Annotated in this window: 13 protein-coding genes and 1 tRNA gene; 6 read left to right on the plus strand and 8 right to left on the minus strand. The window is 71.6% G+C overall.

Annotation, left to right across the window (positions count from 1 at the left end; genetic code table 11):
- Positions 1–144: 144 nt before the first annotated feature.
- Complete coding sequence (locus ABZ570_RS30445; protein WP_358071026.1) at positions 145–1428, minus strand: MFS transporter; 1284 nt, start codon at positions 1426–1428, stop codon at positions 145–147.
- A gap of 109 nt (positions 1429–1537) precedes the next feature.
- Between ABZ570_RS30445 and ABZ570_RS30450 the strand changes: the two genes are divergently transcribed.
- Positions 1538–2011, plus strand: coding sequence for a hypothetical protein (locus ABZ570_RS30450; protein ID WP_358071028.1), 474 nt, complete (start codon positions 1538–1540; stop codon positions 2009–2011).
- Positions 2012–2097: 86 nt separating this feature from the next.
- Here the strand turns inward: ABZ570_RS30450 and ABZ570_RS30455 are convergent, their stop codons facing one another.
- From ABZ570_RS30455 to ABZ570_RS30465, 3 genes are all read right to left on the minus strand, one after another.
- Positions 2098–3210: an ionic transporter y4hA gene (locus ABZ570_RS30455; RefSeq protein WP_358071030.1), complete on the minus strand. Its 1113-nt coding sequence runs from the start codon at positions 3208–3210 to the stop codon at positions 2098–2100.
- 189 nt (positions 3211–3399) lie between these two features.
- Positions 3400–3476: transfer RNA gene (locus ABZ570_RS30460), tRNA-Pro, on the minus strand.
- A 74-nt stretch (positions 3477–3550) separates the two neighbouring features.
- Entirely contained in the window at positions 3551–4444 is an 894-nt protein-coding gene (locus ABZ570_RS30465) for a metallophosphoesterase (protein ID WP_358071032.1), read from the minus strand.
- A 25-nt stretch (positions 4445–4469) separates the two neighbouring features.
- Here ABZ570_RS30465 and ABZ570_RS30470 point away from each other — a divergent pair, with 25 nt between their 5' ends.
- Positions 4470–4925, plus strand: a complete 456-nt coding sequence (locus tag ABZ570_RS30470) for a GatB/YqeY domain-containing protein (protein WP_358071034.1) — start codon at positions 4470–4472, stop codon at positions 4923–4925.
- Positions 4926–4988: 63 nt separating this feature from the next.
- Here the strand turns inward: ABZ570_RS30470 and ABZ570_RS30475 are convergent, their stop codons facing one another.
- Complete coding sequence (locus ABZ570_RS30475; protein WP_358071036.1) at positions 4989–7430, minus strand: transglycosylase domain-containing protein; 2442 nt, start codon at positions 7428–7430, stop codon at positions 4989–4991.
- A 402-nt stretch (positions 7431–7832) separates the two neighbouring features.
- On the opposite strand from ABZ570_RS30475, the gene ABZ570_RS30480 reads away from it, so the two are divergent.
- Complete coding sequence (locus ABZ570_RS30480; RefSeq protein ID WP_089004898.1) at positions 7833–8153, plus strand: WhiB family transcriptional regulator; 321 nt, start codon at positions 7833–7835, stop codon at positions 8151–8153.
- 35 nt (positions 8154–8188) lie between these two features.
- On the opposite strand, the gene ABZ570_RS30485 is transcribed toward ABZ570_RS30480, so the two are convergent.
- The 3 genes from ABZ570_RS30485 to ABZ570_RS30495 are packed head-to-tail and all read right to left on the minus strand — an operon-like array spanning position 8189 to position 11024.
- Positions 8189–9340 carry an ArsA-related P-loop ATPase gene (locus ABZ570_RS30485; protein ID WP_358071038.1) on the minus strand — a complete coding sequence of 384 codons (1152 nt, stop codon included), beginning with the start codon at positions 9338–9340 and terminating at the stop codon, positions 8189–8191.
- 53 nt (positions 9341–9393) lie between these two features.
- Complete coding sequence (locus tag ABZ570_RS30490; RefSeq protein ID WP_358071040.1) at positions 9394–10371, minus strand: ArsA-related P-loop ATPase; 978 nt, start codon at positions 10369–10371, stop codon at positions 9394–9396.
- Positions 10372–10397: 26 nt separating this feature from the next.
- Positions 10398–11024, minus strand: coding sequence for a hypothetical protein (locus ABZ570_RS30495; protein ID WP_358071046.1), 627 nt, complete (start codon positions 11022–11024; stop codon positions 10398–10400).
- Positions 11025–11518: 494 nt separating this feature from the next.
- On the opposite strand from ABZ570_RS30495, the gene ABZ570_RS30500 reads away from it, so the two are divergent.
- From ABZ570_RS30500 to ABZ570_RS30510, 3 genes are read left to right on the plus strand one after another with little or no spacing between them, the layout of a single operon-like run.
- Positions 11519–11965, plus strand: coding sequence for a hypothetical protein (locus ABZ570_RS30500; RefSeq protein WP_358071042.1), 447 nt, complete (start codon positions 11519–11521; stop codon positions 11963–11965).
- A gap of 60 nt (positions 11966–12025) precedes the next feature.
- The gene (locus ABZ570_RS30505) at positions 12026–12181 is read left to right on the plus strand and encodes a DUF4177 domain-containing protein (protein WP_013736319.1); all 156 of its coding nucleotides are present in this window, start codon (positions 12026–12028) and stop codon (positions 12179–12181) included.
- A 5-nt stretch (positions 12182–12186) separates the two neighbouring features.
- Complete coding sequence (locus tag ABZ570_RS30510) at positions 12187–12648, plus strand: RidA family protein (RefSeq protein ID WP_358071044.1); 462 nt, start codon at positions 12187–12189, stop codon at positions 12646–12648.
- Positions 12649–12709 lie beyond the last annotated feature (61 nt).

The following is a 12709-nucleotide window of genomic DNA, read 5'->3' on the forward strand; positions in this document are numbered from 1 at the left end:
ACGCCGAGACCGGGGACGCCGAGACCGGGGACGCCGAGACCGGGGACGCCGAGACCGGGGACGCCGAGACCCGGGGACGTCGTTCCTCCGCCGTCTTGCGGCAGCACCTCTGTCGGAAGTGCCACCGCTAGGGCGGTGGCCCCCTCAGACGGTGGCGGGCTCCGGCTCGCTGGCCGGGGTGGGGGTGCGGCGGCCGTCCTGGGCGGGGGTGAGCAGCCGATGGAGCGACAGGGCCAGCGCCGACGCGATCAGGCAGCCGCCCACCACGACGGCCACCCAGAGCCGCCCGTGCGCCGCGCCGAGCAGCGGACCCGCGGTGACCGGGCCGATGATCCCGCTGATGCCGAAGATCATCGAACTCATCGCGTTGTACCGCCCGCGCAGCTCGTCGGTCGCGAGTGCGTTGGTCAACGCCGGCATGACCGGCGAGAGCATCGTCTCGCCGAAGCCGAAGATCGCCGCGCAGGCCACCACGCCGAGCGCCGCGACCAGCGCGTTGGCCGTGCCGACCAGGCCGGCCGCGCCGAGCACCAGCCAGGCGGTCGCGAAGACCGCGCCCACCGCGGCGAGCCCTCGGGTGCGGCTGCGTCCCTCCATCCGGCGGATCACCAGCAGCTGGGAGAGCACAATCATCACGGTGTTGGCGGCGAGCGCCCAGGCCACCACCCGCGGCGTCACCTCCACGACCCGCACCGAGTACGCGGCGAAACCCACCTCGATCTGCGCGTACCCGCAGGTGGTGAGCACCAGACCGAAGAGGATCAGCCGCCGGAACGGCCGGTCCCGCAGCACGGCGAGGTAGCCGCCGTGCGACCGCCCGGCACCCGCCTCCGACGCCTTCGCGAGCCGGTGCCCGACGTGCGGCAGGGTCAGCAGGATCAGGCCCGGCGTCAGGTAGCTCAGCGCGTCCAGCAGGTAGACGGCCTGGAAGGTGACCGGGCGGGCGATGTCGACCACCGCACCGGAGATCAGGCCGCCCACTCCGATGCCGAGGTTGAGTAGGGCGAACTGGAGGCCGAAGACGCGCTGCCGCTCGCCGTCGCCGGTCAGGGAGGCGAGGATGGTGGTCTGTCCGGCCCAGAGCGCCGAGCCGCCGATCGCGATCAACGTGCTGACCGCGAACGCCGTGCCGAGCGAGTCGACCAGCGCGAGCGAGCCGGTGCCGACCGCCTCGATCGCCAGGCAGGGCAGCACCACCCGGCGGGCGCCGAACCGGTCGATCAGCGCCCCGCCCAGCGGGGACAGGGCGAGGGTCACCGCGCCGAACCACCCGATCACCAGGCCGGCCTGGTTGTCGGACAGGCCGCGGACGTCGGTGAGGTAGATGAAGAGGAACGGCAGGGTCAGCCCGCGCCCGATGGCGGACAGCAGGGTGCCGAGCAGGATCCGGCGGGCCTCCGGACGGGCGGGCAGGGCGCGGCGCAGCATGGCTGGATTCTGTGCGGTGGGTACGACGACCCGCGACCCGATTACCGCCGGTTACGCGCTCGGCAGAGCCAGGGGTGAGCAAGGACACCTCGTCTGCCATGCTGGCCCGGTGACCACGACCTGGCGCCACCTGCCCGCCCCGGCCCGCGAGATCGCGGCAGCCGCCACGGACGCGGTGGCCGCCGCCCGCGACCGGGGTCCCGGCGCGTACCGGCCCGCGGTCGACCGGCTCGCCGCGGCCGACCGGGCCGGCCTGGTGCTCGGCGGGGTGGTCCGGCTGCTGCTGGAGGAGACCCACCCGGACGGGTTGACCGGCGACGACGTCCGCCAGGTGCTGGAGGGCTCCGTCCGGTCCGCCGCGCCGTGGTGGCCCGATGTCGACCCGCACGTGCTGCTGGTCCTGCTGGCGAGCGCCCTCGGCGTCTACGAACCGGGCGACGACGACAGCCCGCCCGACCCGGCCGCGATCGCCCGGCACGCCCCGTTGCTCGTGGCCGACCTGCTGGCGGCCACCGGCCGACCGTTGGCGGACTACCTGGCCGCCGCGTTCGCCGAGGTGGCCCGCACCGAACTGCACGACTGAGGGCCGGCGGCCAACGTTGCCCGGGTCACCGGGTCACCGGGTCGGCTCAGGGGCTCGCGGTTCGACTCGGGGGGCTCGCGGTCGGCTCAGGGGCTCGCGGCGAGAAAGACGAACGCGGCCAGCAGCACCAGGTGGACCCCGCCCTGGAGCACGGTCGCCCGGCCGGGCACCACGGTGAGAACCCCGGTCACCACGGTGAGCGCGAGCAGGGTCAGCTGGGTGCCGCCGAGGCCGAGGACCAGCGGCCCCTCCAGCCAGATCGAGGCCAGCGCTATGGCCGGGATGGTCAGGCCGATGCTGGCCATCGCCGAGCCGAGGGCCAGATTGAGGCTGATCTGTACCCGGTCCCGCCGGGCGGCCCGGGCCGCGGCGAGGGTCTCCGGCAGCAGCACCAGCAGGGCGATGATCACCCCGACGAACGCCTGCGGCAGGTTCGCCGCCGAGACGCCCGCCTCGATTGTCGGAGAGACGAGCTTGGCGTTGCCGACCACCGCGACCAGGGCCACCAGCAGCAGCACCAGGCTGGCCAGCGCGGTACGCGCCGACGGCGGGTCGGCGTGCCCGTCGTGGTCGGCGTCGACGGCGAGAATGCTGCCCTCCTGGGTCACCGAAAGGAAGTAGTCGCGGTGCCGGCCAGCCTGCACCAGCACGAAGAGCCCGTAGAGGGCGAGCGACGCGACCGCCGCGAAGGTCAGCTGCGCGGGGGAGAACTGCGGGCCCGGCCGGCCGATGGTGAAGGCCGGCACCACCAGGCTGAGGGTGGCGAGCGTGGCCACGGTGGCCAGGGCCCCGCCGGTGCCCTCCGGGTTGAAGACCGCCACCCGTCGGCGTAGCGCGCCGATCAGCAGGGACAGGCCGAGTATCCCGTTGCAGGTGATCATCACGGCGGCGAAGACGGTGTCCCGGGCCAGCGACTGCGTCTTGTCTCCGCCGCTGATCATGAGGGTGACGATCAGCGCGACCTCGATCACGGTCACCGCCACCGCGAGCAGCAGTGAGCCGAAGGGCTCACCTACTTTGTGTGCCACGACCTCGGCGTGGTGCACGGCCGCCAGCACCGCGCCGGCCAGCAGCGCCGCCACCACCACGATCACCGCGGCGGGCAGCTCCCGACCCCAGGAGGCCGCGAGTATCAGGATCGCGATCAGGGGTACGAGGGTGGTCCAATCGGTCAGGCGGGATCGGATCAGCGCAGTCACTCGTCAACGATGCCAGGAAATTCGATCAACCGCCCCTGCCCGGGTACTCCCGCTCGCCCGCTGGAGTGAGTGAAACCACGTGAGTCGTCCCACTCGGTGGCCGGGTGACATGAGCTGCGGCGCGCCGATGCGACTCCACTGAAGCGACAGAGGCCGCATCCGGTTCCACCGGATGCGGCCTCTGTCCTCTGGTCGGGGTGGCCGGATTTGAACCGACGACCTCTTCGTCCCGAACGAAGCGCGCTACCAAACTGCGCCACACCCCGAGGCGTGCCGACAAATAGTAGCCCACCCGCTCCGATGGTCAAACTCGGTACCCCGCCCCCGGAGCGCGCGTTGCTCAGCGGGGGATCAGCGTGAGCACGCTCGCCTCCGGCGGGCAGGCGAAGCGCACCGGGGCGGTGGGGTGCGTGCCGAGGCCGGCGGAGACGTGCAGCCAGGAGTCCGAGCCGGGCCAGCGGTGCAGCCCCCGGGCCATCGAGCGGGGCAGGCCGCAGTTGGTCACCAGGGCGCCGTAGCCGGGTACGCAGACCTGGCCGCCGTGGGTGTGCCCGGCGAGCAGCAGCCCGAAGCCGTCGGCGGCCATCCGGTCCAGCACCGCCGGTTCCGGGGAGTGGCTGAGGGCGATGGTGAGCGCCGCCCCGGAGCCGACCGGCCCGGCCACCGCGTCGTAGTCGTCCCGCTCGACGTGGGGGTCGTCGACGCCGGCCAGCTCGATCTCCCGGCCGCCCGCCTTCAGCGTGGTCCGCGCGTTGTTCAGGTCCGCCCAGCCGGCGCCGGTGAACACGTCGCGCAGCTCCTCGTACGGCAGCGGCACGCCCTCGGTGTACTCGCGGTCGGGCAGGAAATAGGTGAACGGGTTCTTCCAGACCGGCCCGGTGTAGTCGTTGGAGCCGAAGACGAAGGCACCCGGCAGGTCGAGCAGCGGTTGCAGGGCACGCAGCACGCCGGGCACCGCGTCGGGATGCGCCATGTTGTCCCCGGTGACCACCACCAGGTCCGGGTCGAGGGCGGCCAGCGAGGCCACCCAGTCCTGTTTGCGCCGCTGGTTGGGCGTCATGTGCAGGTCCGACAGGTGCAGCACGCGCAGCGGCTCGGCGTCGGTCGGGAGCACCGGTACGTCGTACCGGCGCAGGGTGAACATGTTGCGCTCGACGAGCGACGCGTACGCCAGGGTGGCCGCGCCGGCGGCGACGGTCCCGGCGGCGAGCCGGAATAGTGTGCGCTTTCGCATGACGTTCAGGGTAGTTTGACCACCCATGAGCACGCTGAAGGATCGTCTCACCGCCGACATGCGCGCCGCCCTGAAGGCGCGCGACGAGCTGACCACCTCCACGCTGCGGATGGCTCTCGCGGCCGTCGGCAACGCCGAGGTCGCCGGCAAGGAGAAGCGCGAGCTCAGCGACGACGAGGTGCTCGCGGTGCTGACCAGGGAGGCGAAGAAGCGGCGCGAGGCGGCCGTCGCGTTCGCCGACGCGGGTCGGGCCGAGCAGGCGAGCAAGGAGACCGCCGAGGGTGAGGTGCTGGAGCGCTACCTGCCGAAGCAGCTCTCCGACGCCGAGTTGACCGAGCTGGTCGGGGGCGCGCTCGCCGCGGGGGGCTTCAGCGGCAAGGCGCAGATGGGCCCGGCCATGAAGGCGGCCCAGGCCGCGGTGGCCGGCCGGGCCGAGGGTGGTCGGGTCGCCGCCGAGGTACGCCGGCAGCTCGGCCTCTGACTCGGGCCGAAGACGAAGCGGGCGGGCACCGATGGGGTGCCCGCCCGCTGTCGTTGTCCCGGATCAGCCGCGCGGTCGTGGTCCGCGACCGTTGCCGGTCGACGGGGGCTGCGTTCCCGGGGCGGGGCTGGTGCCGGTGGTCGGCGTGCTGCCCTGACCGGAGCTGACCTCGATGGTCACCATGCCGCCCTTGATGGTCTTCCCGTCCGGGCTGGTGCCGGCGGCGGTGCCGGCCGGGCACTCCGACGGCACCTTGCTGCTGGACACCACCGGCTCGAAGCCGGCACCGCGCAGCCGCGACCTGGCGGTGTCGATGGACTCGCACTTGACGCCGGGGATGGACCGCTGGTCACCGTAAACGATCTTCCCGCTCGGCGGCGTGAAGTTGATGCGTGGCTTGTTCTTCATGGCCGCCGCCAGGGTCTGCTGCACGGCGGGGTTGATGCCGTTCAGCTCCTTGTGGCCCATCTTCTGGTTGGTCTGCGGCCAGTCCGGGTCGGCCATGATGCCGGCCACCGCGTACTGCTTGGTCATCGCGACGAGGGCGGAGGTCCGGTGGGAGTCGGTGGTGCCGGACTTGCCGGCCACCGGGGCGTTGACGATGCCGCGGACCTCGCCCGCGGTGCGGGACCCGCACCTTGAGGTCGAGGAGTTGTCACCCACCGGGCAGCGGGCGGCGTCCACGGCGGCCCGGGCCACCTCCTTGCTGATCCGCTGCTCGCAGTGCGGGTTGGCGATGTCGAGCTTGTCGCCGTCCGGGTCGCGGATCTCCTGCACCGGGATCGGCTCACAGTACTTGCCGTCCGCCGCGAGGGTGGCGTACGCGTTGGCCAGCTCCAACGGCGTGGTCTGCGAGACACCCAGGGTGAACGCACCCCACTGGTGCGCGGCCTTCTTGTCGGCGGCGAACTTGGCGTCGTTCGGGGCGCGGAAGGTGATGCCGAGCTTCTCCGCGGCCTTCACCACGTTCTCCGCGCCGACCTGCTGCTGCAGCGCGACGAAGTAGGTGTTGACCGAGAGGCCGAACGCGCTCCACATGTTGTGCACGCCGGCCATGCTGTCGCTGGAGTTCTTCGGGCAGTAGAAGTGCCCCTGGCAGGCGGCCGAGTTTCCCGGGTCGATGATGTACTCGGACTTGAACTGGATCGGCGCATTGATGGTGTAGGCGAGCGGGTAGCCCTTCTCCAGCGCCGCCACCAGCGTGAAGATCTTGAAGGTCGAGCCGGCCTGGTAGCCGGTGATGCCGCCGCCGCCGCTGATCAGCGGGTTGACCGTGTTCGGGCGGCTGCCCCGGATCTTCTTCTGGGCCTTCTTCGGATCGCTGGAGAGCTTGTTCTGCGGGTTGTTCGGGTTGTCGAGCTTGAAGTTCCGGTTGGTCGCGAGGGCGCGCACCCGACCGGTGCCCGGCTCGACCACCGCGATCATCCGGGCGGCCTTGTCGTTCACGCTCAGGTTCTTGCGGACCGCCGTGTCGGCCCCGTTCTGCGCCTGCACGTCGAGGGTGGTGGTGATGGTGTAGCCACCGCTCTTCAGCCGGCGCTCGCGGTCGTACGTGGTGGAGCCGAACGTCTCCTGCTGCAGCCACCAGCGGTAGAAGTAGTCGCAGAAGAAGCCCCAGCTCTGCTTGTTGGCCGCGACGCAGCCGTTCGGGGTGCGCCTCTCGTTGACCTTCAGCTTGATCTTCTTGGCCTCGTCGGCCTGCTCCTGGGTGATGGCGCCGATGATCACCATGTTCTTGATGACGTAGTCCCGCCGTTCCACCGCGTCCCGGTAGCCGGACTTGGTGGTGGGGTCGTACATCGTCGGCCCCTTCACCAGGCCGGCCAGCAACGCCGACTCCTGGATGTCCAGTTTGCTCGGCGGCTTGCCGAAGTAGACCTGGCTGGCGGCGTAGATGCCGTACGCGCCATTGCCGAAGGCGGCGATGTTCAGGTAGCGCTCCAGGATCTCGTCCTTGGAGAACTGCTTGTCCACCTGCAGGGCCAGCGACATCTCGCGCAGCTTGCGCGCGCTGGTGTCCTCGGTCGCGGCGACCACGTCGGCCGGGTGGGTCGCCGAGTACGAGATGGCCAGCCGGACGTACTGCATGGTCAGCGTGGACGCGCCCTGCCGGGAGTTGGCGCCGGAGCTGTTGTTGACGAAGGCGCGGGCGATGCCGTTGAGGTCGACACCGTTGTGCTTGTAGAAGTTGTGGTCCTCGGCCGCGATGATCGCCTTCTGCATCCAGGGCGAGACGTCCTTGAGCTTGACGTCCTTGCGGTTCTCGTCGTACATGCTGGCGAGCGGCGTCTTGCCGTCGGAGGCGAGCAGATAGGTGATCTGCGGGGAGCGGGCCTCCTTCAGTACCTTCGGCAGCGAGTCGAAGGTCTCCGCCCCCGCCTTGGCGGCCAGTCCGGACATCGCCACCGCGGGGAAGGCCGCCGCCGCGACCACCACGCCGGCCAACAGGCCACAGATGAGTAGCGATGCGGCGTTGGTCAGCACATTGTGGTCACGTTTCCGCATCCAGGTCACCTCGACAGGGTACGCGAGTAGGGAACGAGGGGCGCTGGGGCGTCTTTTCCCCATTTCCTGCGCGCGCCGGCCTCGTTGTGCTAAACGCACGAACCCTGGTGCGTGGTTGCGTGAACCTGGCGAGAAGTCTCCACCCGAACGGGGGAGCCGCGCAGGGTTTTCACGTACTCCGACGGGGTAGACGGCGGGCGCAGGCCCGGGAAGCCGGGAGTGTCCGGAATGATGGATTTCGCCGACAACGTTGCGTAATCGGGTGACTACCCAGCATGATGATGGCGGCGACAGAGCCACATGTCGTCCGTGCCGCTCTGGGGGAGGCCGGCCGGACGACCGGGGGGAATTCGACGGCTGGTCGCGCGAAGTCGTGGTTGATGCAAGGGGGGACGTGTACAGATGGGCATGATCGCTGACTGGCCGTCACTGGCGGCGTGTCAGAACGGGGACCCGGACGCGTTGTTCGTACAGGGCGCCGAACAGAACGTGGCGAAGCGGATCTGCCGGAGCTGCCCAGTTCGGTACGAGTGCCTGGCCGACGCGCTCGACAACCGGATCGAGTTCGGCGTGTGGGGTGGCATGACCGAACGCGAACGCCGGGCGTTGTTGCGCCGTCACCCCCAGGTGACCAGCTGGCGCAAGATGTTCGAGGCGGCCATGAAGAAGAACGCCAAGGAGAAGGCTGGCCGGGACAAGATCCTGGTGAGCACGCCCAACTGACCCACCGCGCCGCCCGGCCGGTCGGTCCCGGCGGCTCACCGCCGGCTGATCGCCTCGCCGATCGTCCGCAGCCCGTCGACGTCGTGCACGTCGGCGGGCTGCGCCGTCACCGACACCGCCGGCACCGCCGGGAACGCCTCGGTGAACCGGGCCGCTACGCGCCGTTCGCGTACCGCCTGCTGGGCCAGCGCGGCGTGGGCCCGCAGCACTTCGACCGTGCCCGCGTGCCCACCCATACCCGCCAGCCGTTCCGCCGCGGCCGTGCTGTCGGCCGCGCTGAGCTCCGGCACCGCCGGCCGGTGCACCCGGTTCAGCACCAGGCCGGCCAGCGGCATCCGCTCCTCGCGCAGCCGGCCCGCGAAGTAGGCCGCCTCCCGGACCGCGTCCGGCTCCGGCGCCGCGACCAGCAGGAACGCCGTCTCCCGGGCCTGGAGGATCCGGTACGTCTGCTCGGCCCGCTGCCGGAAACCGCCGAACATCGAGTCCAGGGCGGCGACGAAGCCGGACAGGTCGGTGAGCAGCTGCGCCCCGATGATCTTCTGCACCGCCTTCGAGAAAATCCCGAAGCCGGCGGTGACGAAGCTGAACATGCTCCGCCCCCCGCTCCGCGCCGGGGCGAGCAGCAGCCGCAGCATCCGACCGTCGAGGAAGCGGGAGAGCCGGGCCGGCGCGTCCAGGAAATCCAGCGCCGAGCGGGACGGCGGGGTGTCCACCACGATCAGGTCCCACTCGCCCCGAGCGTGCAGCTGGCCCAGCTTCTCCATCGCCATGTATTCCTGGGTGCCGGCGAAGGTGGAGCTCATGGCCTGGTAGAAGGGGTTGGCAAAGATCTCCGCCGCCTTCGCCGGATCGGTGTGCGCCAGCACCACGTCGTCGAAGGTCCGCTTCATGTCGAGCATCATGGCGTGCAGCTCACCGCCGCTGGACTCGACGTCGATGCCCTTGACCTGGCGCGGCGTGTTGTCCAGCTCGGTCAGGCCGAGCGACTGGGCCAGCCGGCGGGCCGGGTCGATGGTGAGCACCACCGTCCGCCGGCCGTGCCGCTCGGCCGCCCGCAGCGCCAGCGCGGCGGCGGTGGTCGTCTTGCCCACCCCGCCCGCCCCGCAGCAGACCACGATCCGTACGCCGGGGTCGGCGAGGATCTGGTCGACGTCCAGCGGTGGCGCCGCGGCTTCGGAAGGCACCAATCGAGCGTATCGGTCTACCGGGCGTCTCTGCCCGTGCTGCCCGCAGGTGTGAGTCAATCCGCCCGGACGAGCGTGGCGGCCAGCGTCTCCAGCCCCGCCCGGTCGACCCCCTCGGGCAGGAGCGGCAGCTCGGTCATGGGCAGGCCCAGCTCCACCAGGTCGGCCCGGAGAGAATCCTCCAGTTCCCGGCGTACCCGCTGGTCCTGGGCTTCCTCGGCCAGGCCGGTCACGGTCCGGGCGTCGGTCGGCAGGCCGGCGGCGGCCAGCCCCCGCTTCAGCTCGGCCGCGGTCACCTCGTGCCCGACCGGCACCGGCGGCCGGGCACCGTTCACGATCACCCGGCCGACCGGGAAGCCGAGCTGGGCCAGCTCGGCGATCGCGTCGACCGTCTCCTGGACCGGCATCTCCTCCAGCAGGGTGACCACGTGCACCGCGGCCATCGGCGACCGGAGCAGCGCGGCGACCCCCTCGCTCTGGGTCTTGATCGGGCCCACCTTGGCCAGCCGGGCGGTCTCCGCGGTCACGTTGAGGAAGCGCCCGATCCGCCCGGTCGGCGGGGCGTCCAGCACCACCGCGTCGTACGCCCGGCGCTGCCCGATGGTCCGGGTGGTCGCTTCCTTGACCTTGCCGGTGAGCAGCACGTCCCGCAGGCCCGGGGCGATGGTGGTGGCGAAGTCGATGGCACCCAGCTTCCGCAGCGCCCGGCCGGCCGCGCCGAGCTTGTAGAACAGGTCCAGGTACTCCAGGAGCGCCTCCTCGGCGTCCACGGCCAGCGCCCGCACCTCCCCGCCGTGCGGCGCCTCGGTCAGGTGCCGTTCCTCGTACGGCAGCGGTTCGGTGCCGAAGAGCTGGGCGATGCCCTGCCGCCCCTCCACCTCGACCAGCAGGGTCCGCCGGCCGCCGGCGGCCAGCCCGAGGGCCAGCGCCGCGGCGACGGTGGTCTTGCCCGTGCCGCCCTTGCCGGTCACCACGTGGAGGCGGGCCGGCCACCCGGTGCCGGCGGGCTCGGCCGGCTGCTCAGCTGCTGCCACCGGTCGAGCCTACCCAGCCACCGGGCTCACGCGACCTCGCAGACCCACCAACCCGTCTTCTGCACGACGGTGAACCGCAGCTCCTGGTCGGCCACCTTCTCGTCCGCGGTGGTCATGGTGACCTTGGTGCTGACCGTGGCCCGGTCGCCGGTCTGGTTGTCCACCTTCGGGGCGGTCCAGCGGAATCGCGGCTTCTGGTACTGCCCGGCGTACTTCTTCACCTCGGCGACCTTGGCGGCGATCTTCCGGTCGTCGCGGGCGGCCGAGCAGACGAAGGTGGCCGCCTTCCCGGCGTCCTGGTCCCGGTAGACCGCGATGAGGAAGCCCTCCACCGCGGCCGTCGGCTCCTTCGCGCCCTGGCCGTCCTCCGCGTTACGGAGGGCGAGGAACGCGGCGGTGCCGCCACCGCCGCAGAGCAGGACCGCCGCGGCCAGCACGATCGAGACGATCAGCAGTCCGCGCCGTCGCTTCGGCGCGCCCGGCCCCTGCGGCGGGACAGCGGCATTCTGGTACGGCCCGGGCGGGGCCGGGTACTGGTACGGCCCGGCCGGTGTCGGTTGGTGCGGGATCGGTTGCTGGTACGGCCCGGCCGGGGCCGGTTGGTGCGGGGCCGGTTGCTGGTACGGCCCGGCCGGTGTCGGTTGGTGCGGGATCGGATTCTGGTACGGCGGGTAGCCGGACGCCGGCGGCGGAGGGAAGGCCCCGGGCTGCGCCGTAGGGCTGGCGGGCGGCTCCGGGTGCGACGGGCCGACGGGCGAGCCGGCGGCGCCACCGATGGGCGGTTGGGTCATGTGGTCCCCCCGGGGTGCGGCGGCGTCGCCGCACGGTGGCGACCGACGCGTTATCGGGCGTGGCGGGCGAGCGCGGATGCCCGTCCAGACCGGAAGGGTAGCGGTCGACGGGGGACCGATCGGCCCCGCGTACCCGGACGGGCAGTCGGTCCTCGCCGGCTGTGCGCGTGGGAGTGCCGTCGCCTTGCCGACCAGTCGTCTGTCGCATATGTGACTAAATGTGATCGAGTCTGCGCGTCCCGTTGCTGGGACTGCCGGTAGGTCCTAGTTTCGTCGCCACGCGGGGGCCGGACCGCCGGCGAGTCCGAGCCGGACGATGGTGACTTTGAGCAGGCACGACGCCGGGAGGCAAGGGTATGCGTGACGCGGAGAACACGCCTCGAGGCCAGTTCCGTCCCGGTGAGCGGGCGGGGCGACCCGGCGACGCCGAGGGGCCCGGGGCGGGGCTGCCGGTCAACGAACGGTCGTACCGGCAGCCGGTCGAGGTGGTCCGCACGCTGGTCCGGCCCGGTGAGCGGGGCCGGGACGAGGAGGAGCCGGGCTACGTCATCCACCTGCCGGTCCGGGTCGCCGACCTGGCCGCGGCGACCGCGCTGGCCGGCACCGTGGCCACCTCGCTCGGCTTCCTCAGCGAGCTGGACGCCGGTGAGACCACCGTCTCCACCGCCGACGACCAGAACAATCGCCACCGGGTCTTCTGCGACCTGCTGCTGCCCGACCGCACCCGCTGCGCTCAGCGGTACGACCACGACGGCGCCTGCGGCGAGCCGCCCACGCCGGGCCAGCGTCCGGCGTCCCGCTGACACCAACGGACCGTAGGCTGTGCCTGACCGAAGTCCATCAGGCAAGGGAGCCTTCACCCGATGCAGAAGTGGGAATACGCCACGGTGCCGCTGCTGGTCCATGCGACCAAGCAGATCCTCGACAACTGGGGCGAGGACGGCTGGGAGCTGGTCTCCGTGGTTCCCGGCCCGAACCCGGAGCAGCTCGTCGCCTACCTCAAGCGGCCGAAGGCGTGAGCGGCATGGCGAACGGACCGCACGCGAAGCTCGCCGAGCTGGGCCTGGCCCTGCCCGAGGTGGTGCCGCCGGTGGCCAGCTACGTGCCGGCCGTCCAGTCGGGGCAGCACGTCTACGTCTCCGGTCAGTTGCCGATGGCGGAGGGCAAGCTGCTCGCCACCGGCAAGGTCGGCGCCGGCGTCTCCGCCGAGCAGGCGAAGGACCTGGCGCAGCGGTGCGCGCTGAACGCCATCGCCGCGATCGACGCGCTGGTCGGCCTGGAGAACGTCGTCAAGATCGTGAAGCTGACCGGCTTCGTGGCCAGCGCGCCGGGCTTCACCGGTCAGCCGGGCGTGATCAACGGAGCCTCCGACCTGTTCCTCGCGGTCTTCGGTGAGGCCGGCCGGCACGCCCGCAGCGCCGTCGGCGTCGCCGAACTCCCCCTAGACGCCCCCGTAGAAGTCGAACTCATCGTCGAGGTCGCCTAACTGCCCCACTATGGCCGGCAGCCACGTCTTCTTCTGCGTGTCGCTGCCGAAGTGGACGATC

The sequence above is a fragment of the Micromonospora sp. NPDC007271 genome (assembly GCF_040634005.1).
Lineage (GTDB): Bacteria > Actinomycetota > Actinomycetes > Mycobacteriales > Micromonosporaceae > Micromonospora.

Excerpts from the sequence above, each read along its gene's own strand:
- ABZ570_RS30445 (WP_358071026.1), bottom strand. The coding sequence starts at position 1,428 with ATGCTGCGCCGCGCCCTGCCCGCCCGTCCGGAGGCCCGCCGGATCCTG.
- ABZ570_RS30465 (WP_358071032.1), bottom strand. The coding sequence starts at position 4,444 with ATGCGAAAGCGCACACTATTCCGGCTCGCCGCCGGGACCGTCGCCGCC.
- ABZ570_RS30470 (WP_358071034.1), top strand. The coding sequence starts at position 4,470 with ATGAGCACGCTGAAGGATCGTCTCACCGCCGACATGCGCGCCGCCCTG.
- ABZ570_RS30475 (WP_358071036.1), bottom strand. The coding sequence starts at position 7,430 with ATGCGGAAACGTGACCACAATGTGCTGACCAACGCCGCATCGCTACTC.
- ABZ570_RS30480 (WP_089004898.1), top strand. The coding sequence starts at position 7,833 with ATGGGCATGATCGCTGACTGGCCGTCACTGGCGGCGTGTCAGAACGGG.
- ABZ570_RS30500 (WP_358071042.1), top strand. The coding sequence starts at position 11,519 with ATGCGTGACGCGGAGAACACGCCTCGAGGCCAGTTCCGTCCCGGTGAG.
- ABZ570_RS30505 (WP_013736319.1), top strand. The coding sequence starts at position 12,026 with ATGCAGAAGTGGGAATACGCCACGGTGCCGCTGCTGGTCCATGCGACC.
- ABZ570_RS30510 (WP_358071044.1), top strand. The coding sequence starts at position 12,187 with ATGGCGAACGGACCGCACGCGAAGCTCGCCGAGCTGGGCCTGGCCCTG.